Below are 23,351 nucleotides of genomic sequence, written 5' to 3'. Positions count from 1 at the left end.
ACTACCATGGGAAACCATGAGCAATCGAGGAAAGCTAAAGCCAGGCAAGCCCACTCCGATCCTCACCGTTCCGGAAAGCATTGAGCGACCGGAGTACGCGTGGAAGGATGAGGTACAAGAGGGCATTGGCGAGCCCTATGTCCAGTCCCCAGAGGTCATTGAGAAGATGCGCGAGGCCTGCAAGATTGCGGCCAACGCCCTCAAGGAGGCTGGAAAGGCCGTTAAGCCGGGGGTAACTACTGATTATGTAGACCGCGTGGCACACGAATACATGTGTGACCACGGCGCTTACCCTTCTACGCTGGGGTACCGTGGCTTCCCTAAGTCCAGCTGCGTATCCCTTAATGAGATTGTCTGCCACGGCATCCCAGACACCACCGTGATTGAAGATGGTGACATCGTCAATATCGATATCACCGCGTATAAGAACGGGGTGCACGGCGATAATAACGCTACCTTCCTTGCCGGCGATGTCTCCGAGGAGCACCGCCTGCTGGTAGAGCGCACGAAAGAGGCCACGATGCGCGGCATTAAGGCAGCAAAGCCTGGACGCGAAATTAACGTCATCGGCCGCGTTATTGAATCTTATGCCAAGCGTTTTGGATACAACGTCGTGCGCGACTTTACCGGCCACGGCGTCGGCCCGACTTTCCACAACGGCCTAGTTGTCTTGCACCATGACTCGACCGTCTACCGCGATATCCTCGAGCCGGGTATGACGCTTACCGTCGAGCCGATGATTAATCTTGGCTCGCTGGATTACGAGATCTGGGATGATGACTGGACCGTCCAAAACACGGACGGCAAGTTCACCGCCCAGTTTGAGCACACCCTCGTCATTACTGAGGACGGCAACGAAATCCTTACCATCCCCGATGAGGACTAAGCTTCGCTAACGAAGGCCGCCTCCACGACCCCAAGCGGGGAAGTGGAGGCGGCCTTTTGCGTACTTTGCTTGCCGACGTCCCGCGCAAGGCATCAGTACTCAGCACGTAGCTGCACATAGCAAAGGGGCCCCGTTCTTAAAACGGGGCCCCTGCAAGCCCTAGCTATCTAGAGCCAATCTGCGGCTAATAATTAGCGGCGGAAGATTGGGTCCAAGATGTGCTGCGGGACGATGCCGGTGTAAACGGCGTAGTTGTAAGCGCCGATGATTGCGCCGACAATGGAGGTGATGCCCAGTGCAGTAGCACCCTTCTTCCAGTTGGAAGCCCACTCCGGGATGTTTTCGGAGGTTTCGGTGCCGAACATGTCCTCGCCGGTGACCTGGTTATCAGGAGTTACGACAGGCTTGCCGTCCTCGCCCTCGGTCCATGCGCCCCAGTCCTTGCCTAGCTGGGTGAGGGAGCTGGAAGAAGAGGAGGTGGTGTTCTCGTTGGTGGAGGGGGTCTCTGCAGAAGCAACTGCGGTGCCGCCGAAAGCTACGGTGACTGCGGTAGCAGCAGCAACGGCTGCGGTGCGGAAGTTACGCATTGTGAAAATACCTTTCGGAATTTTTGATTGAGCCGAGTGGCTGTTGCTTAGAAGGAAGGGCCGTGTACGAAGAAGTTGTAAACAGGGCCGATGATGCCGCCGAGCAGGGCGCCAACGCCTGCTAGAACGGTAGCACCGTAGAAGACCTTTGCCCATGCTGGCTGGCCGGAGAAGTCCTTGGAAGAACCGAAGATGCCAACGGCGTTAGCTGCCTGGTCGCCCTCGAGCTTGTGGCCAAGCTCGGAGGACAGGGAGCCGCCGGACTTGCCGTTGTCGTCGTCGCCGCCCTTTGCGGTGTTGGATGGGTTCTGCGGTTGGACGGTGATTTCGTTGCCGTTCTGGTTGACGGTCTCGTCAGCGGAAGCAACGGTGGTGCCACCGAAGGCAACGGCGAGAGCGGTTGCGCCAGCGATAGCTGCATTGCGGATACGCATATCAAAATTCCTTAAAGGTCGTACTTGCAAGGCTTCCACACTGGAAAACCAAAGTGTTATTGAATGTACAGGGAACATACAGAAACACGCGGTAGCCGTGTTCGTATCGGCTCGAGCCGGTGCCCCCAGTAAATCTAGTAAAACTCTTGTCCTTTTGCGCGTCAAAGACCGGAATTTCATCCATTAAAATAACGTGTGTCCCTAAATGGTGGTGAATTTCCTGCAGTCACGAATGTGACTTCCTTGGCGTGAAATGGGAATATGCCCTGGAAGCTGGGAAAATCTGGGTATGTATGAGGAAGGTCACGTAACAATTTACTTTTGCCACTCCAGTCCCAAAAGGGCGTTTTCCACTACTTCTGGTAGCGCGGGGTGAATCCAATATTGGTTGCGGGTGAACTCCCGCATGTCCAACGAGTAGGCCATCGCGGTAATCAATTGCTGGATGAGGGTAGAAGCCTGCGGTCCCATCAAGTGAGCTCCGAGAAGCTGCCCGGTAGCGCGGTCTGCCACTAGCTTGCATATACCGGTTTTATCTTCCATGGCCCAGCCGTAGGCAACATCGCCAAAGTTCTGCACCTTGACGGTGACATCGAAGCCTTCCTCGCGAGCCTGCTTTTCGGTCCGGCCCACCGTTGCGATCTGCGGGTGGGTAAAGACGGCGGCAGGGACATTGTCATGGGGGAGCGGGCGGAGGTCTTCTGGGTGCAGCAGGTTGTGCTGTACGGAGCGCATCTCGGCATTGGCTACGTGCTTGAGCATGTACGGCGAAGAGACGTCGCCAAGCGCCCATACGCCCTCGGCAGTGGTGCGGCCGAACTCATCGGTTTTTACGCGGCCGTCGGCAAGCAGCTCAATGCCTGCCTTATCCACATCCATCTGATCGCCATTGGGGGTGCGCCCAGTGGCAACCAGAATGGCCTCTGCCTCAATAGAGGTACCATCATCTAGCTCCAACCGCACTCCCTTGTCGGTCTTCTCGAGCTGGGTGCCATTGGCAATGCGGACGTCGAAGCGCTCGCGAGCAATCTGATTGAAGCGACTAGATAGATCATCATCAAGGTGGCGCAGCAAAGTCTCGGAGCGATTGACCACGGTGACCTCCGTGCCGAGCCCGTCAAAGACATGGGCAAACTCCATGGCGATATAGCCACCGCCCACCACAATGAGGCTTTGTGGCTGATGGTCCATGCGCATGATGTCTTCATTGGTGTAGTACTTCACGCCAGACTTGGCATAGACCTCTGGAATGACCGGGCGGGAGCCGGCCGCGATGACGATTTGCTCGCCAGTGATGACATGTTCGCCGGTCTGAATAGTCTTCGGGCCAATAAAGCGGGCGTGCTCGTCAAATACGGTGATATTTGGGGTTTCCTCCCCGCGGCGGTACTGCTCGCCGCCCCTGGCAATCTGGTCGATGCGGTTGGTGAAGACGCGGTCCACGATGGAATCCCAATCCACGCTATTGACCTGAGCATCTAGGCCTAGACGGCCGGCCTCGCGCGCGGCCACGGCGATATCGGCGGCATAGACATACATTTTAGTGGGAATGCAGCCCACGTTGAGGCAGGTACCGCCAAAAGTACCCTTTTCAATGATGGCGATCTTTTGGTCATCAAACTCCGGGCTAGGGATGGAGTTTCCGGAGCCGGTGCCGATGATGATGAGGTCAAAATGTTCCTCGGCCGCGGGCGTATGGTTCTGGTGTGAAGAAGTCACGTTTATTCCTTATATATAGGGACTAAATTACTGGACGGGTTTAGCGGAATCTAAGACGGTGGGCAACCACTCATCGCAGGCGTTGAAGGCCTCTTGCAGTGGATCCGGAAGGGATAGAAAAACATCGTGCCTAGCGCCCTTGATGGGGTGCAAGGTGTAGTGGGCGCTTAGTTCCTTTGCCCAGCGGCGCGTTTGGGCAACGTCGATGATGACATCCGCGTGGTTCGCGCTATCGGAATAAGGCCGGCCCAGTTGAGTGCGAGTGGACTGCAGCGTCAAAATTGGTACGCCGGCATCGATACGACCGCTATGGATGGCATCAAAGCCATGGAATACTGCGGCTAGCCAGCCAACATACTTCTTATGGCCAGCCAGTGGCTTAAAGCGGAGGTCAAATTCCCACTCGCCGTAGAAATCTTGGTGAACAGACTCGCCGTAGGCGGTGAAGTTGCCACCGGGCAGGGGAGTCCTGGGGACGATGCGGCCAAGTGCGTACAACAGCGGTTTGAGCGGGGTAAGAACCTGGCCGGGTACGCCCATCATGTCGAGCCACGGGCTATTGAGGATGAGCCCCTTCAAGCGCTGGTGGCGTTCGTAGTCGGTTCGGCGCAGATGATCCATCCATAGCGGGGCGATGAGGCCACCGGTGGAGTGAGCGATGAAGATAACCTCATCATTAGGGATGGCATCGAGTGCAGCGGTGAGGTCAGCAAAGTAGAACGCCAAGTCCGATACATAGTGCCATGACTGGCCGGAGCGGCGCGAGCGACCACACTTGCGCAGATCGACAGCATAAAAGTCATAACCTTGGGCGGCAAAGTGCTCGGCTACGTGGGTGTGGAAGAAATAGTCGGTCATACCGTGTAGCCACACCAATGCCGGGCGCGATGAGGCAGCGGATGGTTCGCGTGCCGCATCGCCCGCCTGCTGGGGCGCGTAGTGCACCAGCGTGGTGACCACGTTGCCCTCGCCGTCGGGGTCTGCGCCCAAGTCAATGGTGGCAGCTTCATAGTCGGGGCCGAGTTTGTCTGGGCCCCATACCGGGGAGTGTGTAACCATGCCTCGATTCTAGGTGTAATAAAGGATTTATGGTGCTGGTGCTGGGGTGTAGATAGTGGGGGCGGAAATTCCCACATTTTTGTCACTGGTCTGGGGGAGAAATCCCAAATTGCATAAGAAAAGCGTAGAGTAAGGCCTTAACGCGTGACGCACTGCCAGGTTGTCTTAGTGCAACGATGGTGGCGCGGGGCGCTAAGCGCTATAAGTCAAGGCGTAGACCGCGCCGATGGATATCTATTTTCAATTCGAAGAGGTAATAACAGAGTGTCCTCCGCTAAGAAGACAGCACAGGTTGTAGACGAGGTCGACGTAGCACTTATTGGTGCCGGCATCATGAGCGCCACCTTGGGCGCAATGCTCCGCGAGCTGGAGCCTAGCTGGACCCAGATGGTCTTTGAGCGTCTCGACGGCCCCGCATTGGAGTCCTCCTCCCCGTGGAATAACGCCGGCACCGGCCACTCCGCACTGTGCGAGCTGAACTACACCCCGGAGAAGAATGGTCGCATTGATATCTCCAAGGCTCTGGGGATTAATGAGAAGTTCCAGAAGTCTCGCCAGTTCTGGTCTCACCAGCTCAACAACGGTATTCTTACCGACCCGAGCGAATTTATTAACCCGGTTCCGCACGTGTCCTTCGCACAGGGCGAAATTCAGGTTGACTACCTTAAGCGTCGCTATGACGTTTTGAGCGAGAAGCACATGTTCCCAGGCATGCAGTTCTCCGCTGATGATTCTGTCTTTGCGGAGAAGCTGCCCCTGATGGCGCAGGGCCGTGATTTCTCCAATAAGGTAGCCATCTCCTGGACCGATGCCGGCACTGACGTTAACTTCGGCGCGCTGACCAAGCAGTTCCTGACCGCGGCTAAGGCCTCCGGCACCGAGATCCGCTACGGACATGAGGTCATCGACATCAAGCGCGATGGCTCTTCCTGGAAGGTCTATTCCAAGAACAAGCACACCGGTGACATCACGGTAGTCAAGGCTAAGTTCGTCTTCGTGGGTGCTGGCGGTTATGCCTTGGATCTGCTGCGCAAGGCCAAGGTGAAGGAAGTTGCCGGTTACGCAGGCTTCCCAGTATCCGGTCTGTGGCTGCGTTCCAAGAACCCGGAGCTTATCGAGCAGCACCAGGCGAAGGTCTACGGTAAGGCTGCTGTGGGCGCCCCGCCAATGTCCGTGCCTCACCTGGATACCCGCGTTATCGACGGCGAGAAGGGCCTGCTATTCGGCCCCTACGGCGGCTGGAGCCCGAAGTTCCTGAAGAAGGGCAGCTACCTGGACCTATTTAAGTCCATCCGCCCGGATAACATCACTTCTTACCTTGGCGTTGCCGTCCAGGAGTTCGGCCTGACCAAGTACTTGGTAGACGAGGTACGCAAGAACTTCTCCGACCGCGTTGAGACCCTGCGCGAGTACGTCCCGGAGGCAAAGGAAAGCGACTGGGAGACCGTCATCGCCGGCCAGCGCGTCCAGGTGATCAAGCCTGCAGGTGCCCCGCAGTTCGGCTCCCTCGAGTTCGGTACCACCCTGGTCAATAACCAGGAGGGCAATATCGCCGGCCTGCTCGGTGCATCCCCGGGCGCATCCATTACCCCTGCCGTCATGTTGGAGCTGCTGGAGCGTTGCTTCGGCGAGCACATGATCGATTGGGCGGATAAGATCCGCGAGATGGTTCCGTCTTATGGCATCAAGCTGCGCAACGATGAAAAGCTCTATGACGAGATGTGGGAGTACACCCAGAAGACCTTGAAGCTAGACCGCTAGAACCAGCTTCTTCCTAGATAACCCCCTGTACCGCACCGAGACGGTACAGGGGGTTATTCGGTCTGGGCTCGGTGAACAGCAGCTAGGTGCCACAGTAGGTGAGGTATCCCTCCAAGCCATTGGGGTCCGGCGATTCGAATGAGGGGTTGGGCTCCCACGGGTGGGTTACCGCGTGGAGGAGTTCTTGATAGGGGCTCATGTCCCCGCGTTCTGCAGCGTTAAGGGCAGCTTCCACCGCGAGGTTGCGCGGGATAACCCGCGGCATCGCGCTATTGACGCGGGAGGGATCGGGCGAGGACGCTAGGTACTCATCCAAAAAGTCTCCCTCGGGCAAAAGCTCACGGGCGGGGGTGGGGTGGCCCGCGGCGGCGTCGGCAAGAGCGCGGTGGGCCAGCGTAATATCTGGGCCGTTGAGCTGCATAGCAGCGGAATAAGCAGAGAGGATGTCTGGAGAGGCATCCAATGCTGCTACCATGTCTGCCTTGCGCTGGGCCTCGAAGCGATCTGCAAAGCCATTTATTGTCTCTTGAGCAAAATCCATGGCCTTATTCAAATCCAAGTCAAAGAGCGGCAGGAGGGACTCCGCCAAGCGCGCTAGATTCCATCCCAGGATGGAGGGTTGATTGCCAAAGGCATAGCGGCCTTGGGTATCGATGCTGGAAAATACCGTGCTCGGGGAATAGGACTCCATGAAGGCACACGGTCCATAGTCAATCGTCTCGCCGGAGATGGTGGTGTTATCCGTATTCATCACGCCATGGATGAAGCCTAAGCGCATCCACTGGGATACAGTGCGAATTTGTGCATCCATCAGCTGGAGGAAAAAGTCCCGGTAGTCGCAACCGGGATAATGGCGGGCGATGGCGTAGTCGGCCAGCTGACGTGTGTAATCCGTCTGCGCGGCTAGGTGGAAGGTGCCCACCCGGATATGGCTCGCAGCCACGCGCACCACAATTCCGGCGGGCTGTACGTGGCCGCGCTGGATGGGCCGGCCGGTGGAGATTACCGCTAGTGCTCGGGTGGTGGGCACGCCCAAGGCATGCATGGCTTCGGAAACTAGGTATTCGCGCAGCATGGAAGAAAGCGTTCCGCGGCCATCAGAGCCTGGGCGGGAAAAGGGGGTCAGCCCAGTTCCCTTGGCATGGAGATCCCACAGCTGGCCGTCATTTTCCACCTCGCCTAAAAGCATGGCGCGGCCGTCTCCCATCTGCGGATTAAACGCACCGAATTGGAAGCCAGAATAGGCCATGGCGTGTCCGCCCGCGCGACCCGTGAGGAACTCGATTCCCTCGGAGGAGCGCAGCCAGTCCGGGTCAAAGCCCAACTGCCTGGCCAGTTCCTCGTTTAGGATGACCATCTCTGGGTTCGGCTGCTCTTCGCCCTCGGTAGGGCGAACCAAGTGGGGAAGGCGTTGGGCAAAATCGTGGTGTAGCTGCATTTAAACCTCCAGTGTTCCGCGCACGCGAATATGGGCGCGCCCGCCTACCCAGATATCCGTGCCGTCATCGTTGATAAATACTTCGCCCGCTCGGCCTATCTGGCTGCCTTGTGTTGCGGTATAACGCGTTGGCACCAGGTTTCGCGAGCGCATAAACTGCGCGGCGCCGCCATTGAAAGAACCGGTGACTGGGTCTTCGAATTGCGTGGTAAAGGCCCGAACCTCATAGGCCGACTCGCCCTTTGCGGCGTTGGGATTAAGGCCCACAACACCGACCTTGGGGCGCTCAACCTGGGGCTTCACCGCGCGCACCGCCGCGGCATCGCGCAATTGAAGCAGGCGCCAGCCCGGGCCATTGTCCACCCAGCCATGGTCCACAATATCCGCGCTATCTAGCCCCAACCCAGCGCAGGCCTCCTCTAGCTCCGCCGAGCTCAGCGGTTCTTCGCGGCGCAGCGGCGGGGTAGCAAAGGAAAAGACTTCGCCCTCTTGGCGGACGGTTACCAAGCCCACGCCGCATTCTTGGACGATAGTTCCCTCCGACTGCGGGCTATTGCCCAGCGCCCGCCACGCGGCAGCGCTACCCAGCGTGGGGTGGCCGGCAAAATCAAACTCTTCGTACGGGGTGAAAATGCGCACGCGGTAGTCCGCGCGGGCGTCGTGAGGTTCGAGCAAGAAGGTGGTCTCAGAAAAGTTGGTCCAGTTCGCGATTGCTTGCATCTGCTGGGCGCTAAGCCCATCGGCGCCGGCTATCACCGCTAGGGCGTTGCCGCTAAAGGCACCCGTGGCAAAAACATCAACCTCAAAGAACTCGTGCTGCATGCCCGCCAGTCTAGTCAGCCCCAGGGATGAGGACTATAGCCTAAAGCCTGCGCTAGCCTATAAGGTCATGAAGAAGCTATGGCCCGATGCACTTCGCGCGTGGGTAGGCCCACCGTGGAGAATTCTCATTCCGCTGTTTTTCTGGACTTCTTCGGTGCGGGTGGCAGAAGGTGTTATTGATGGATCCTCGCCTTTCCAAATGTTGGTCCTCGTGCTTTATGCAGTCGGTATTCCACTAGCATTATGGCTGCACCCCAAGCTCAAGGAGTACGCCATTGGCTTCATCGCAGTAATACTAACGGTGTGTATCTTTACCCCGCTGGCTGCCATGGGTAACGCTCACTTCTTCCCAGTTGCATACTGCGTATTTCTTATAGGTGCACATTCACCCAAGCGCTTACAACGGTTCTGGATAGGGTGGATTGCCTTAGGCACCTTGGCGGCCACTGCAGCGGACCTTTATGGGCGGAGACTCATGGATGGCATCGACTTTGGTCTGGAAGATGCCAACAGCATCGGCCCTCTGCCTGCTTTCGGCTTCGTCGTTATCATCGCGTGGCCGGTCATGGGATTTTTCTTCTTGCTGGGCACCAATGACCGCAAAAAGCGCGACGACCAGCAGCTGCTGATTGAACGTGCGGAGATGGCCGGCGCGGTAGAGCGCAACCGCATTGCCCGCGAGATGCATGACATCGTGGCGCATAATTTAGCGGGCGTTATTGCCCTTGCCGACGGCGCCCGGTTCGCCGCCGCCAAAAATCCCGCAGCGGCCACAGAAGCCTTGGAGACCATCGCCTCTACCTCCCGCGATTCCCTCAAACAGATGCGCGGTTTGCTCTCCGTGCTGCGAGATGGTGATTCCCGCGCCGATACCAAGGCGCCCGGCGCGAGCGATATTGCCGGTCTCATCTCGGAAGCGCGCCGGACCGGTTTCGATATCACCGTGCACGGGCTGGAGGACCTGCCGACCGAAAGCGACGAACTCTACCAATTCACCGTCTACCGCGTGGTGCAAGAACTTTTGACCAATATGATCAAGCATTCGCGTGATAAAAGGGGAGTACTGCGTTTCCGCTCTACTGGAAACGGCCTAGTATTGAGTGCCGAAAATCCGGCCGCACGCATGCCGGATAATCACAAGCCCGGCTACGGACTTATTGGAATGAGCGAGCGTGTCAAGGCCTATGGCGGCAGCGTTGCTACCCGCACCGAGGACGGACACTTCTTTATTACCGTGGAGGTACCCAATGACTAACCCTGAGCAGCCAACAGGTGCGCCCGCTGGCCCCATCCGTATCGGCCTAGTCGATGATCAGCCCCTCGTGCGCGCCGGGTTCGCCATGCTTCTTGGCTCCCAAGAGGACTTAGAAGTTATCTGGCAAGCATCCGATGGCGATGAAGTCCTCGACCTCGCCCGCGCGCGACCTGCCGATATTGTGCTTATGGATGTACAGATGGCCCGCGTCAATGGCATCGCCGCCACAGAAAGGCTGCTGCCGGAATTCCCAGATACCCAGGTCGTTATGCTAACCACCTTCGATGACCAGAATTTTGTCCACGGAGCAATTTCCGCTGGGGCCTCCGGTTTTCTGCTGAAAGATGTAGAACCCGAAGAGCTCCTTTCTGCCATTCGCACCGTGTATTCGGGAGAGGCTGTGCTCTCGCCGCGCATTACCGCCCAGGTGCTGCAACAACTGCGCAGCGAGCAGTCTGTAGCACAGCCCGATTCACATGCCACCCCCGTTGCGGCAGCAGCTACCGCCCCTCCGGCCGAAGATCTCACGCCACGCGAGCTGGACGTCCTCAAGCTGATGGCACTGGGGTATTCGAATACCGAAATCGCGGAGTGCGAGTTCGTGTCCATGGCCACGGTCAAGACCCACGTGCGCCATATTCTTACTAAGACCAGCTCGCGCGACCGTGTGCATGCCGTGCTCTACGCCCTAACTCATGGCGTGGTCTCGGTGGAGGAGCTGCTGTCTCATCCCTAGGTATGACCTGCTAAATCACTCCCGAGGATGGTTACTTCGTGCTGGTCAGGCGGCACGATGGAAACCATGCTCAAAGTTTCACACCTTTCCAAGAATTTCCGTTCCTTTAAAGCAGTAGATGACCTCTCCTTTGAGGTCCCAGACGGTCAAGTCACCGGCTTCCTCGGACCGAATGGTTCTGGCAAGTCCACCACCATGCGCATGTGCGTGGGGTTGGAGAATCCGACTTCCGGCACCGCGACTTTTGATGGCACGCCCTTCCGCGGGCTGTCCAATCCCGCTACCACGGTGGGCACCTTGTTGGACGCCAACTGGTTCCACCCAGGCCGCAGCGCCCGTGCTCACCTGGGCTACATGGCCGCGTTGCAGGGCGTGTCCATGAACCACGTGGATGACACCCTGGACCGCGTCGGCCTTACCCAGGTAGCCACCAAGCGCGTAGGCGGCTATTCGCTAGGCATGAAGCAGCGCCTGGGCCTTGCTTGTGCGCTCATCGGCGAGCCGAAGCACTTGCTTCTTGACGAACCCGTCAACGGCCTCGACCCCGAAGGCGTGCACTGGATGCGTGCCCGCATCCGCGAATTCGCCGAGGCCGGCTGCTCCGTGTTGGTTTCCTCCCACCTGCTTTCGGAGATGCAGCTCACCGCAGATCGGCTCGTGGTCATTGGCAAAGGCAAGCTGCTCGGCGAGGGCACTATGGACGAATTCGTTAACGGAACTGGAGGCGCAAGCCTTGAAGTCATCGTTGACCAGCCCGATGAGCTCCTCCGCTTGCTGCACGGCACCGATGCGGAGACCTCCTTTGACGGTGAGGTCCTGCGGGTGCGCGGCCTAGAAGGCTCTGATATCGGCCGAATCTGCCTGGATAACCGCATCCTCATCTCCAGCTTGGAACGCAAGCAGCCCTCCTTGGAAGAGGCCTACCTCGGCGCGACCGCCGACCACGTGGCCTACCGCTCTGCATAGTTTTTCACCTGCACAACACGCTCCATCTGCAAAGGATAGATTCACATGAACGCTCTGATTTCTGAATCCCGGAAACTATTTTCGCTCCGCTCTACTTGGATATACCTCGCCGTAGTTTCAGCTGGCATGGCTGCCGGCGCTGTCTTGTTGGCTTGGGCGAATGACTTCAATGGTACGGTCGACGGCAAGTTCGAGGCTGTCGATGTGTCCATTTCCGGTTCACTCGCCATTGTCGTGATGGTGTTTGCTGCCGCCATGATGGTAGGCGGCGACCAAAGTAAAGGAACAGTTTCATGGTCATACCTCTCATCAAATCGCCGCGTAGGTATAGTGCTGAGCCAATTTTTCATCATCACCTTTTCGCTACTGCTCGCGGCCACACTGGGCATGGTGGTAGCCACGCTGTTGATTACTGCCTTCGGAGGTGATTTCAATTTTGACAGCTTTATGCATTGGCCGGATAACAATGGGTTCATCCTTGCCTACGTTGAGTGGACTGTCTTTATCCTGTTAGCTACCAGCTTGGCCTACCTTTTGCGCAGTGGTGCATTCGCAGCGATGATTCTCGTGGCAGAGTATTTCGTCATTGAAACCGCCCTCGATGCCGTTAGCGCTCCTTGGGCTAAGGCTATCCTCCGCGTGCTACCTGATGCCAACGCTTGGGGGCTAGTAATGGGCGCCAACCGCAGTGGTGATGAGCAATCTCGAGCTGTCGCCGCTGTCGTTCTAATCGTGATGATCGTGCTCACCGTTAGTGGGTCCTGTGCGGTGGCGCGTCGTCGCTCTGTTGCGAAATAGGTACTAGGCGTTACTACCCTAGTGGGCATGAGTGATGCACTTTTTGCCCGCATTGAGCCCATCCAAACCATGCGGGATGGCACGGTCAAACAGGTCAACCCGTTCTCGGGAACCGAGGTATGGACCGTGCCAGGCCGCGGCAACCGCCCGCTGTCTGTACCAGTAGCTAACCCGCAGCCACTGCAAGAGGAAGACTTTAGCCATCGCTGCGCCTTTTGCTCTGGGCGCTTGACCGATACCCCGCCGGAAAAGGCACGCATTCTGCCTTCCGGCGGGATTGTGCGTGGATTGCCCTTGCAGGAATACGATCACACAGTGCCGGCCTTTCGGCGCATCCCCAATCTGTTTGAAATCGTCTCTTATGACTATTGGCATGCCAATTACGGCTTTGAGATGGATGCCGAAACCCGCCAGCGCATGGACAACTACCTTAGCGATCCGGCCGGCCGAGAACATGTGCTCAAGATAGTGCGCACGAAGCGCAAAGCAGCGCACTTGCCTGAGACAAGCGAAGAAGAACTGGTGGACCAGGCTGCTGGATTCTTCGCCGGCGGTCACGACGTCATCGTGGCTGGCCGCCATTTTGAGCGCGGCGCACAGGATGATTCGCAGTTGGCATCTTCGGGCACGCTAAGCGCTGAAGAACACCTGCTCTTTATGCAGCTGACTATCGACGCCATGCGGGATCTCTACGAGCGCAACCGCTACGCCCCGTACGTGGTGGCTTTCCAAAACTGGTTGCAGCCAGCCGGTGCTTCCTTCGAGCACCTGCACAAGCAGCTCGTTGCTATTGATGATCGCGGTATGGCTTCTCACCGAGAGGTCCAGATGCTGCGCAGCAATATGAACATGTACAACGAGTGGGCGGCGGATTATGCCGCTAGCCGCAATCTCGTCATCGCGGAAAACGACCATGCTGTCCTCTTCGCCGGCTTCGGACACCGTTATCCCACATTGGAGGTGTACTCCAAGTCCGCAACCTGCGAGCCGTGGCTGCAGTCGGAAGAAGAAATTCGTGCCATGAGCGATCTAGTCCACGCTGCCCACGCCGCAGTAGGCCGCGAGGTGCCCTGCAATGAGGAATGGCACCACAAGCCCGCCGACGTCGATGTTGCCCAACCATGGCGCATTCTTATCAAGTTACGTATTTCTACGCTCGCTGGATTCGAAGGCGGTACCAAGATCTACCTCAACACCATTTCGCCCTGGGACCTGCGCGATAGGGTAGTAGGCCAGCTTTACCCCCTGCGCGAATCCGGACATGTTTCCGGCTCAATACGCGTGGCGACGGAGTGCTCGGTGCAACGCAATAGCCTGCTATATAACCCGCAGTTGCGCTAAACAGACCGCGCTGGGCAAACGGTGGTCGGCTCAGCGCCTGACCAGGAGCGTGAGCTCGCACGAACCCGGCCGCGGTTCTTCAACGGTCATACCTGCGGCGCGCGCGATAGCAGCAACGTCGGCGGCGCTATAGGCATCGGCAGGAGAGAGCGCTAGCTCGCGGGCGAGGAGGCCCTTGTAGTGCTTATTAAAGTGGCTGACTACCTTGCGCGAGCCATCTTCTTGCACGCTTTCTACCCGCACCGTTACCGCGTCTTTCACCCGGCCCAATTGTTGGTACGTACCCGAGCGCAGATCAACAATAAGCTCGTCTACCCCCTCGAGAGTCTGCGTGATCTGCTTGCCCCAGTGCGATTTCATGGTGCGGCCGCTAAGTTTTGTCCCGCCCGAAAGCCGGTAATGGGGGATGGGATCGCTGGCGCGGAGGATGCCAAAAAGGGCGTCGCCAATGGCAAGGCGATCCCATGTGGGGAGGGTGGGAGCGTCTAGGGCATCAAAAAGCACGCCGGTATAACGCAACACGGCCGGCATGGTGGGGGTGGTAAAAAGACCCTGGTTGGACTCGGCTTCACCGCGCAGCTTTTCTGAGAGTTTCAGCACCTTCATTGCCTCATCTACCGAAAGAGACTGCAGCTCAGCTGCAATTTCGCGCCGGGTTTCGTTTAGTCCCGGAAAGGAAAGCTGCGCGAAATCAAGCGCGTGGCCTGTGCCGCCGTGGTCCTTAGTTTCTGAAGGAGGGAGGATAATGAGCATATATACAGGGTAGCGAGGTATATTTTTGTGCATGATTACCCGCCTTTCTGAACTATTTCTCCGTACCCTTCGTGAGGACCCGGCTGATGCTGAGGTCCCCAGCCATAAGCTGCTCGTGCGCGCCGGCTATGTCCGCCGCGTTGCGCCGGGCGTTTATACCTGGCTGCCGTTGGGCCTGCGCACGCTGCGCAAGATTGAAGACGTAGTCCGTCAGGAAATGGATGCTATTGGCGGTCAGGAAATGCTTTTTCCTGCTTTGTTGCCGCGCGAGCCTTATGAAAAGACCAACCGTTGGGTTGAATACGGCGATAATCTCTTCCGCCTGAAGGACCGCAAGAACGCAGACATGCTACTCGGCCCTACCCACGAGGAGATGTTTGCCAGCGCCGTAAAGGACATGTACTCCTCTTATAAGGATTTTCCGGTTACGCTGTATCAGATTCAGACCAAGTATCGCGATGAGGAACGCCCCCGCGCCGGTGTGCTGCGCGGCCGCGAGTTCACCATGAAGGACTCATACTCCTTCGACATGACCGATGAAGGATTGGATGAGTCCTATGGCCGCCACCGGAAGGCGTATCAAAATATTTTCAACCGTCTAGAGATTGATTACGCCATTTGTAAGGCCACCTCTGGCGCGATGGGTGGTTCTGCCTCGGAGGAGTTCCTCGCCGTCTCTGAAGTCGGTGAAGATACCTTCGTGCGCTCTACTGAAGGCGATTATGCTGCCAACGTGGAAGCCGTAGTTACCCCAGCACCTGCGGAGAAGGACATCGAGGGCCAGCCAGAGGCGCAGGAATACGACACCCCGAATGCAGAGAGCATTGATTCACTCGTTTCCTGGGCAAAGCAAGCAGGCATTACTATCGACGGCCGCGAGGCAACGGCCGCAGACACCCTCAAATGCATGATGGTAAAGCTCTTCCACCCAGCTGCTGAGAGCGAAAAGCGCGAGTCCGAGTTGGCCGCGGTGCTCATCCCGGGAGATCGTGAACTGGATGAAAAGCGCCTCGAGGCTGCACTCGAGCCGGTGGAGTTTGAATTGGCCGGGGACAAGGACTTTGCTGACAATGACTTCCTAGTCAAGGGCTATGTTGGACCGCGCGTATTGAACGCCAATGACATTAAAGTCTTGGCCGATCCGCGCGTGGTCAAGGGCACAGCGTGGATTACCGGCGCTGACGCAAGCGAGCGCCACGTGGTTGGTTGCGTGGCTGGCCGCGATTTCACCGTGGATGAGTTCATTGAGGCCGCAGAGGTCAAGGAAGGCGATCTTGCCCCGGATAACCAGGGCACGTTGACCTTGGAGCGCGGCATCGAGCTGGGCCACATCTTCCAGCTGGGCCGCAAATACACCGAGGCCTTCGACGTCCAGATTTTGGATGAAAACGGCAAGCGTGCGGTTCCCACCATGGGGTCTTATGGCATCGGCATCACTCGTATGCTGGCTGTGCTAGCCGAGCAGCGCCATGATGACAAGGGCCTTAACTGGCCGGTAGCTGTCGCGCCGTACCAGGTCCATGTGGCAGTGGCTAATAAGGACGCCGCAGCCATGGAGGCCGGCGACACATTGGTGGAAGAGCTGTCCGCCAAGGGGATCGAGGTGCTTTTTGATGACCGCCCGAAGGTCTCCCCAGGCGTGAAGTTCAAGGATGCAGAGCTGCTAGGCATGCCATTTGTGGCAGTCCTGGGCCGTGCCTTCAAGGAAGGCAAGATAGAGCTGCGCATCCGCGGCGGAGAGACCCTAGAGGTCCCAGCGGAGGAAATCGTGGACAAGATTCTTGAGCTGGTTCGCGGTTAGAGAAGCGCGCAATGATTCGCGTCGGGGTACCGTGGAAGGCATGAATTTCCAAAAGAATGGACTTTCCACGGTGCTTTCCGCCATGGGCGTATTGCACTTTGTGAAGGCGCAAACTTTCGAATCCATCGTTCCGCCGCAGCTGCCCGGCCCCGCACGGTTTTATAACTTTGCTTCTGGTCTCTGGGAGATAGTCACTGGCGCGTTGCTGCGGCGCCGCGCTACCCGTGGGTTCGGCGGTGCTTCTGCGCTTGCGCTCTTTGCCGCTGTATGGCCAGCCAATATGTACCACGCCTGGATTGAGCGCAAGGCAGGATGGCCGAAAAAGATCTACCACATCATCCGTCAGCCGCTGCAGGTGCTGCTTATGATGTATGCCTGGAATATCGCCAAGCACGAGGCTTAAAGGAATTGACATTGCTGCGCGCTAGCTAGGTAGACGCAGCAGAAAAGCCGGCCCCGTCCTCAACCCCGCGGAAACGCCGCAGGGTGGGGAGGGTCCGGCTTTCTCTTTCGTGCCGGAGCCTATGATTTAGCCGGCAACTGGGCCGCCGCAGTTAGGCCATGCGCCAGCGCCCTGGGCGGCCAAAACGTTTTCGGCCACGGCAATCTGCTGCTCTCGCGTTGCTTGGTCAGCGGTTGCAGCGTACTGGGTGCCGCCATTGGCAGCCCAGGTTTGCGCGTTGAACTGCAGGCCACCCTGGTAACCGTTTCCGGTATTGATATGCCAGTCACCGCCGGACTCGCAGGCAGCAACCTGATCCCAAGCGCTAGCCGGTGCGGCAGTAGCGGCAGGGGCGGCAAGGCCAGCAAGGCCCAGTGCGGCGGCGGATACAGTCAAAATGGTCTTCTTAGAACGCATTGAGAGGAAACTCCTTCTCTTTGTGTCTTTTAGGCTCGCGGTATCTCCTGCAAGCTCATGGTGCACCAACCTACGCACGCTTGTAGAGCAGAAGCAATGCATAGCGTCGTAGAGCTCGCTACATTTTCACTGTCCGGCGTTCAGGGGATTGACAGACAGGCGTCGCGTTCTAGCGCATGCCGTGGGATTCGGCCGCGATGCCGATAAGGCAGGTGATCCAGTCTTGATCTGGTGATTCTTCTTGCGCCGCCTGCGCAGCGGCGGCGGACCATTTCCGGCCGTCCTGTTCGGCGAGGCCGCCTAAAAAGTTCAGCGCAGATGCGGAATCATGGGGGAGTTCTTGGTCGCCGGAAGAATAAGCCGGCTCGGGTTGCGGCACGGTGCCATACCGGCCTAAGGCCTCCTGCAGGGCATCGATGCGGCGGTGGTGGACCTCTAGGCGGTGGTCCACGTTGCCCTCGTGCTGTGCGCCGACGTAGGCCCGGGCGAAATCCAGCGCATAAACCTGCTCATACTCCCAGGCAAGGAGATCGGCAGCACTTTTTTGCTCTGGTTGGGAAAGCTCTGGGATAGCGGGAGCATCGCCTGGCAGCCAAGCATTGAGCGCGATGGCTTGCTCGGTCACCAGGGTGCGCGATTCAACGGTGACTTCATCGGCTGCCGCTGTCGTAGCAGAGGCGGCATTTTCCATAACCTCGGAAGAATCCGCGGCGCGGTTAGCTTTAGTGGGGCGCTCTACCTCACACGAGCGTGGGGGATTGCCGGCATCGTCGGTACCGCAGAGGCGCGTAATTTCGGCATAGAGGGCATCGGCCTGGGAACTGCGGATTCCTGCGGCGTGATCGTCGACGCCGTTTAAAGCAAGGGCGTCGGTTGCGGCGGCGTCGGCAAGCGCGAGCAGCCTATTTTCCGGCCGGGGGCCGAAATAGTCGACGACGGAATCAACTGCCTGGCACCCGGTTAAGGCGGGCAGGGTGGCGGTTGTGGCTACGAGGATCAAAGCTATACGTCGGCGGTTCACGCAAAAGACTGTACCCGGTAGCACGTAGGCTAGTGGGCATGGCTTTCCCAGATGCACAACAATTGACCGAACTCTTGCAGCCAAAGCTAGCTGAGCGGGGATTGGATGTAGAAGACATTAAGACCACCAAGGCGGGGAAGAAATCCCAGGTGGTTATCCGTATTGATGGTGATAAGCGCCCTAGCTCGGACGTGCTGGAGGAAGTATCTAATGAGATTTCTGCTTTCTTTGACGCCAAGGAAGAAGCAGGCGAGCTCAATTTTGGTGCCGGCTACACCCTGGAGGTTTCCACCCCTGGAGTGGATTTGCCGTTGACCGCTCCACGCCACTGGCGCCGCAATCGGGGGCGCAAGGTTTCCTTCGACCTTGGCGATGGCAAGTCTCAGACAGCTCGCATTGGCGCGCTTAACGACGCCGCCGATGCCGTAATCCTCATCACGGCAAATAAAAAGGACGTGCAGACGCGCGCAGAGCGATTGGAAAACATTGCCCGGGCAGTGGTAGAAATTGAATTTGCGCAGCCGTCCGAACAGGAAATAGCGGCGGTGCACAAGACGTTTGAAGAAGCCGAGAATTAACCGGCAACCGAGAGGAATGACAAGTGAATATTGATCTGCAGGCACTTCGCACCATCGAATCCGAACGCAACGTCCCGGTTAAGGACTTGCTGGAAGCGATTGCGGGTGCCTTGTTGTATTCCTACCTGGATTACCGCGAGTCTAATGCTGGCGGCAAGGTGGAAGGCGCCAAGTCCCGCGTCGATATCGATACCACCACTGGTGCAGTCAGCGTCATCGTCTCGGAGCGCGACCCGGAAACTGGGGAAGTAACCACCGAATACGATGACACCCCAGAGAACTTTGGCCGCGTAGGCGCACAGGCCGTGCGCGAGGCCATCTTGCGCAAGTTGCGCGAGGCGGAGGCAGAGCGCACCTATGATTCCTACTCGGGGCTTACCGGCCGCGTGGTCAGTGGCATCGTCCAGCGCGATGCCCGCGCTAATGCCCGCGGCATCGTCGTGGTCCAGTTGGGCTCTGAGCTGGAATCCCAGGACGGCATTCTACTGCCTGCCGAGCAGATTCCCGGTGAAAAGCTGGAGCACGGCGACCGCATTAAGGCCTACGTTGTCGGCGTGAATCGCAATGGTGCCCAGGTGCAGATCAACCTCTCGCGTACCCACCCTGAATTGGTGCGTGGCCTTTTCGAGCTGGAAGTTCCGGAGGTTGCCGATGAAACCGTAGAAATGATTGCCATCGCCCGCGAGGCGGGTCACCGCTCCAAGGTAGCGGTTATGGGCCACGCGAAGGGTCTGAACGCGAAGGGCGCTTGCATCGGGCCCCGCGGCCAGCGCGTCAACAACATCATGCGTCAGCTCGGCGGTGAGAAGATTGACATCATTGACTTCAGTGAGGACCCCACGGTCTATGTGGGCAATGCGCTAGCCCCCTCAAAGGTAGTAAAGGTCACCGTCGTGGACAACGAGGCACAGGTCGCCCGTGTGGTAGTGCCGGATTACCAGCTCTCCCTGGCCATTGGTAAAGAGGGGCAAAATGCCCGACTAGCTGCTCGTTTGACCGGTTGGAAGATTGATATTCACTCGGACGCTGACGCTAATTAAGGATCTGCGCGGTTGTAGCGTAGTCTAGTAAATGGCCCAGTTGCAGAATGGGGCATAGTGGCGACGCGAAGAGTAAGGAGTTGAATGTCTGAGAGGCTAAGACTCCGGACCTGCATCGCTACTCGCCGCCGCCTGCCAGATACGGACTTGCTACGAGTGGTTATCGACCGAGATGATCCGCATGGCCGCCGTCTGGTAGCAGATCCCCACCGCCGGCTTCCCGGTCGTGGGGCGTGGATTAGCCCCACCCTTTCTGCACTCGAGCTGGCGGAGCGCAAACGTGCTTTCAAGCGCGCGCTTCGCACGTCCGCACCCGTGGACACAGGTCAGGTACGTCAATACTTGGAAGCGCAGAGCGGACAAGTACCTAAGGCGGAAGACACCGCGTTAGATTCGTACAAACCAGAGTTACAAAGGAAGACCGAACACTGATGAGCGCACAACGATGAAGCATCAGCGATGAACGTCCAACAAACCTAACTAGGGGTCAGGCCAGTTTCCGTGGCCTTGGCTCCTAGTCGATACCAAGAGGAGACAAGTGCCCGGAAAGCTACGTGTTCACGAGCTAGCAAAGCAGCTCGGAGTAACCAGCAAGGAACTGCTCGCCACCCTGAAAGAACAGGGTGAGTTTGTAAAGACTGCTTCTTCCACCATCGAACCGCCGGTGGTTAAGAAGATGCGAGCTCATTATGAAGCACAGTCCGGTGGCGATGAGTCCGCCGAGAAGAAGCAAGACAAAAAGCCTGCCAAGGGTGCTGCTAGGAGCACTGCCAAGGCAAGTGCTCCTAAGCCAGGGGCGCAGTCCGCTGCGGCCAAGCCCGGGGCAAAGGCTGCCGCACCGAAGCCGGGCGCACAGGCTCCGAAGCCGGGGGCCAAGCCTGCCGCACCAAAGCCAGGTCAGGGCGCTCCTAAGCCCGGCGCACAGCCAGCTGCACCGAAGCCGGGCGCACAGGCTCCGAAGCCGGGGGCCAAGCCTGCCGCACCAAAGCCCGGCCAGGGCGCGCCTAAGCCCGGCCAGGCTGGTGGCAAGAAGACGGGCGAGCGCCCGACCCCAGGCAATTCCATGCCTCGCCCGATGCCGAAGCCAGGCGGTACCCGCCGCGTAGCCAATAACCCGTTCTCCACGGGCGGCGGCGATAGCCGGCCGGGCCCACGTCCAGGCGGCTCTAAGGGCCCGCGTGGCGGCAATAAGCCAGATAACCGCGGCAAGCGCGGCGGTCAAAACGAGGGCGGAAATAACCGCCAGGGCGGCAATAGCCAGGGTGGCGGCGGTCGTCGTCCATCCCCAGCGATGATGCCTTCCCATCCGAACCCTGCATCGATGCCGTCTAAGGCACCGAGCGGTGGTGGACGCGGTGGCCGTGGCCGTGGTGGTCACGGAGGACCAGGCGGCGGTCGGCCAGGTGGCGGCCGTCCAGGCGGTTTCCGTGGCGGCGGACGCGGCGGACGTCGCGGTGGCACCGCAGGTGCATTCGGCCGTCCAGGTGGCGCTCCACGCAAGGGCAAGAAGTCTAAGCGTCAGAAGCGTCATGAGTACGAAGAGCAGCAGAAGCATGTCGTAGGCGGCGTGCGCTTGCCAGATGGCAAGGGCAAGACCGTCCGCCTGCGTCGTGGCGCTTCCCTTTCGGACTTCGCTGAGAAGATCGGTGCGGATCCAGCAGCACTGGTGCAGGCGCTGTTTAACCTTGGCGAAATGGTGACGGCGACCGCTTCGGTATCGGAAGATACGCTGCAGCTGCTCGGCTCTGAGATTAACTACAACGTCGAGGTCGTCTCCCCTGAGGATGAGGACCGCGAGCTCCTCGAGTCCTTCGACCTGCAGTTCGGTGAGGACGAAGGCGGCGAGGAAGCGCTGGAGAATCGTCCTCCAGTCGTCTCCGTCATGGGTCACGTTGACCACGGTAAGACCCGCCTGCTGGACGCCATCCGCAAGACCAACGAGGGCGCCCGCGAGGAAGGCGGCATCACCCAGGGCATTGGTGCATACCAGACCACGGTAGACGTGGACGGCGAACGCACCATTACCTTCCTGGATACCCCGGGTCACGAGGCTTTTACCGCCATGCGTGCTCGTGGTGCTAAGTCCACCGACTTGGCTATCCTCGTGGTTGCTGCCGATGACGGCGTCATGCCACAGACCGTGGAGGCCATCAACCACGCCAAGGCTGCGGATATTCCGGTAGTCGTGGCAGTCAACAAGGTGGATAAGCCGGAAGCGCAGCCGGACAAGATCCGTGGCCAGCTCACCGAATACGGCTTGGTTCCGGAGGAATACGGTGGCGACACCATGTTCGTGGACATCTCCGCGAAGCAGGGTAAGAACATCGATCAGCTGCTCGAGTCCGTCATCCTGACCGCGGATGCAGCCTTGGAGCTGACCGCTAACCCAGATATGGACGCACAGGGTGTGGCAATTGAGGCACACCTCGACCGCGGCCGTGGTCCGGTTGCTACCGTCATTGTCCAGCGCGGTACCTTGCACGTGGGCGATTCCATCGTCGTGGGCGATGCACACGGCCGTGTGCGCCGCATGCTCGATGAATTCGGCGGCGACGTCGAAGAGGCCGGTCCATCCCGCCCGGTTCAGGTCCAAGGCCTGTCTGGTGTGCCTGGCGCTGGCGATAACCTGCTCGTGGTGGAAGACGACCGCGTTGCCCGCCAGATTGCCAATCAGCGTGACGCCCGCAAGCGCTCTGCCCTGCAGGCCAAGCAGCGCAAGCGCGTCTCCTTGGAGGATCTGGACAAGGTATTGCAGGAGACTTCGACCCTCAACCTCATCCTCAAGGGCGACAATGCCGGTTCCGTCGAGGCACTGGAAGACGCCCTGCTGGATATCAAGACCGAGGACGAAGTCGAGCTCAACATCATCGACCGTGGTGTGGGCGCTGTGACCGAGACCAACGTCTCCCTGGCTGCGGCTTCCGACGCCGTTATCATTGCCTTCAACACTCGTGCGGAAGGCAAGGCGACGGAGATGGCCACCCAAGAGGGCGTGGATATTCGTTACTACACGATCATCTACAAGGCCATCGAAGAGGTCGAGGCTGCGCTTAAGGGCATGCTCAAGCCGATTTACGAGGAACGCGACACCGGTGCGGCCGAGATCCGTGCCCTGTTTAAGTCCTCCGCAGTGGGTACCATCGCCGGCTGCATGGTCACCGAGGGCAAGGTTGTCCGCAACGGCAAGGTTCGCTTGCTGCGCGATAACAACGTCATCACTGCCGACGCCAAGATTGAGTCCCTGCGTCACGAGAAGGACGACGCAACCGAGATCAAGGCCGGCTATGAGTGCGGTATGGTGCTCTCTTACCCGGATATCCAGGTAGGCGACATCATCCAGGCCTACGAAGAGGTCGAGGTTCCGCGCGACTAAATGACGCCGCCGCAAGGCCCACTTCTACACTCACCGTCTCTCCACTGAATGTGCTTCCAGCACACAGGTGGGGAGGATTGGGGAGAGTGGAAGTGGGCCTTTTGCTTTAGCAGCTTGTTTATAG

The 23,351-nt window shown here is 58.6% G+C and carries 22 protein-coding genes; 13 read left to right on the top strand and 9 right to left on the bottom strand.

All coding sequences use genetic code 11. The features are described from left to right. The first annotated feature begins 16 nt into the window (after positions 1-16). Positions 17-886 (top strand): type I methionyl aminopeptidase, encoded by an 870-nt coding sequence (gene map / locus QP904_RS01640; protein ID WP_200288930.1) that lies wholly within the window; start codon positions 17-19, stop codon positions 884-886. A gap of 191 nt (positions 887-1,077) precedes the next feature. On the opposite strand, the gene QP904_RS01635 is transcribed toward map, so the two are convergent. The 4 genes from QP904_RS01635 to QP904_RS01620 form a co-directional block, all read right to left on the bottom strand. Continuing rightward, a complete protein-coding gene (locus QP904_RS01635; RefSeq protein ID WP_284835418.1) occupies positions 1,078-1,473 on the bottom strand; it encodes a hypothetical protein in 396 nt (131 codons plus the stop codon). Between the two features lie 47 nt (positions 1,474-1,520). Next, positions 1,521-1,907 (bottom strand): hypothetical protein, encoded by a 387-nt coding sequence (locus QP904_RS01630; RefSeq protein ID WP_239207577.1) that lies wholly within the window; start codon positions 1,905-1,907, stop codon positions 1,521-1,523. A 315-nt stretch (positions 1,908-2,222) separates the two neighbouring features. Continuing rightward, positions 2,223-3,626 (bottom strand): mycothione reductase, encoded by a 1,404-nt coding sequence (mtr, locus tag QP904_RS01625; RefSeq protein ID WP_023021316.1) that lies wholly within the window; start codon positions 3,624-3,626, stop codon positions 2,223-2,225. 27 nt (positions 3,627-3,653) lie between these two features. Beyond that, a complete protein-coding gene (locus QP904_RS01620; protein WP_023021317.1) occupies positions 3,654-4,685 on the bottom strand; it encodes an alpha/beta hydrolase in 1,032 nt (343 codons plus the stop codon). Positions 4,686-4,949: 264 nt separating this feature from the next. On the opposite strand from QP904_RS01620, the gene mqo reads away from it, so the two are divergent. Next, on the top strand, positions 4,950-6,446 hold the full coding sequence (gene mqo / locus QP904_RS01615) for a malate dehydrogenase (quinone) (RefSeq protein WP_023021318.1): 1,497 nt from the start codon (positions 4,950-4,952) through the stop codon (positions 6,444-6,446). 82 nt (positions 6,447-6,528) lie between these two features. Here the strand turns inward: mqo and QP904_RS01610 are convergent, their stop codons facing one another. Together QP904_RS01610 and QP904_RS01605 are read right to left on the bottom strand one after the other, a co-directional pair. After that, on the bottom strand, positions 6,529-7,884 hold the full coding sequence (locus QP904_RS01610; RefSeq protein ID WP_248098769.1) for a protein adenylyltransferase SelO: 1,356 nt from the start codon (positions 7,882-7,884) through the stop codon (positions 6,529-6,531). After that, a complete protein-coding gene (locus QP904_RS01605; RefSeq protein ID WP_248098767.1) occupies positions 7,885-8,706 on the bottom strand; it encodes a PhzF family protein in 822 nt (273 codons plus the stop codon). It lies immediately after the preceding gene. A gap of 67 nt (positions 8,707-8,773) precedes the next feature. Here QP904_RS01605 and QP904_RS01600 point away from each other — a divergent pair, with 67 nt between their 5' ends. The 5 genes from QP904_RS01600 (at position 8,774) to QP904_RS01580 (ending at position 13,802) form a co-directional block, all read left to right on the top strand. Continuing rightward, on the top strand, positions 8,774-9,961 hold the full coding sequence (locus tag QP904_RS01600) for a sensor histidine kinase (RefSeq protein WP_023021321.1): 1,188 nt from the start codon (positions 8,774-8,776) through the stop codon (positions 9,959-9,961). Next, positions 9,954-10,697 (top strand): response regulator, encoded by a 744-nt coding sequence (locus tag QP904_RS01595; protein ID WP_284835417.1) that lies wholly within the window; start codon positions 9,954-9,956, stop codon positions 10,695-10,697. Before QP904_RS01600 ends, QP904_RS01595 begins: the two co-directional genes overlap by 8 nt. 66 nt (positions 10,698-10,763) lie before the next feature. After that, entirely contained in the window at positions 10,764-11,663 is a 900-nt protein-coding gene (locus QP904_RS01590; RefSeq protein ID WP_259824661.1) for an ABC transporter ATP-binding protein, read from the top strand. A gap of 45 nt (positions 11,664-11,708) precedes the next feature. After that, positions 11,709-12,461 (top strand): ABC transporter permease, encoded by a 753-nt coding sequence (locus QP904_RS01585; RefSeq protein ID WP_284835416.1) that lies wholly within the window; start codon positions 11,709-11,711, stop codon positions 12,459-12,461. Positions 12,462-12,488: 27 nt separating this feature from the next. Next, positions 12,489-13,802, top strand: coding sequence for a DUF4921 family protein (locus QP904_RS01580; protein WP_284835415.1), 1,314 nt, complete (start codon positions 12,489-12,491; stop codon positions 13,800-13,802). Between the two features lie 30 nt (positions 13,803-13,832). Here QP904_RS01580 and yaaA read toward each other — a convergent pair whose 3' ends face one another. Further along, positions 13,833-14,555, bottom strand: a complete 723-nt coding sequence (gene yaaA, locus QP904_RS01575) for a peroxide stress protein YaaA (protein WP_239204221.1) — start codon at positions 14,553-14,555, stop codon at positions 13,833-13,835. A gap of 31 nt (positions 14,556-14,586) precedes the next feature. Between yaaA and QP904_RS01570 the strand changes: the two genes are divergently transcribed. Further along, positions 14,587-16,356, top strand: a complete 1,770-nt coding sequence (locus QP904_RS01570) for a proline--tRNA ligase (RefSeq protein ID WP_239207586.1) — start codon at positions 14,587-14,589, stop codon at positions 16,354-16,356. A gap of 40 nt (positions 16,357-16,396) precedes the next feature. Further along, positions 16,397-16,759, top strand: a complete 363-nt coding sequence (locus tag QP904_RS01565; protein WP_034655866.1) for a DoxX family protein — start codon at positions 16,397-16,399, stop codon at positions 16,757-16,759. A gap of 126 nt (positions 16,760-16,885) precedes the next feature. Here QP904_RS01565 and QP904_RS01560 read toward each other — a convergent pair whose 3' ends face one another. Both QP904_RS01560 and QP904_RS01555 read right to left on the bottom strand, forming a co-directional pair. Continuing rightward, positions 16,886-17,215, bottom strand: a complete 330-nt coding sequence (locus QP904_RS01560) for a transglycosylase family protein (RefSeq protein WP_239207588.1) — start codon at positions 17,213-17,215, stop codon at positions 16,886-16,888. Positions 17,216-17,384: 169 nt separating this feature from the next. Continuing rightward, the gene (locus QP904_RS01555) at positions 17,385-18,236 is read right to left on the bottom strand and encodes a DUF4439 domain-containing protein (protein WP_284835414.1); all 852 of its coding nucleotides are present in this window, start codon (positions 18,234-18,236) and stop codon (positions 17,385-17,387) included. Between the two features lie 38 nt (positions 18,237-18,274). Here QP904_RS01555 and rimP point away from each other — a divergent pair, with 38 nt between their 5' ends. The 4 genes from rimP (at position 18,275) to infB (ending at position 23,227) form a co-directional block, all read left to right on the top strand. Next, positions 18,275-18,814, top strand: a complete 540-nt coding sequence (gene rimP / locus QP904_RS01550) for a ribosome maturation factor RimP (protein WP_023021331.1) — start codon at positions 18,275-18,277, stop codon at positions 18,812-18,814. Between the two features lie 23 nt (positions 18,815-18,837). Continuing rightward, complete coding sequence (gene nusA, locus QP904_RS01545) at positions 18,838-19,854, top strand: transcription termination factor NusA (RefSeq protein ID WP_284835413.1); 1,017 nt, start codon at positions 18,838-18,840, stop codon at positions 19,852-19,854. 84 nt (positions 19,855-19,938) lie between these two features. Beyond that, positions 19,939-20,286, top strand: coding sequence for a YlxR family protein (locus QP904_RS01540; RefSeq protein WP_284835412.1), 348 nt, complete (start codon positions 19,939-19,941; stop codon positions 20,284-20,286). Positions 20,287-20,392: 106 nt separating this feature from the next. Beyond that, positions 20,393-23,227 (top strand): translation initiation factor IF-2, encoded by a 2,835-nt coding sequence (infB, locus tag QP904_RS01535; protein ID WP_284835411.1) that lies wholly within the window; start codon positions 20,393-20,395, stop codon positions 23,225-23,227. Positions 23,228-23,351 lie beyond the last annotated feature (124 nt).

The organism is Corynebacterium nasorum, from assembly GCF_030229765.1.
GTDB classification, from domain to species: Bacteria; Actinomycetota; Actinomycetes; order Mycobacteriales; family Mycobacteriaceae; genus Corynebacterium; species Corynebacterium kefirresidentii.
Note: the sequence above shows the minus strand (reverse complement) of the source record. Positions and strands in the feature narration are given on the sequence as shown.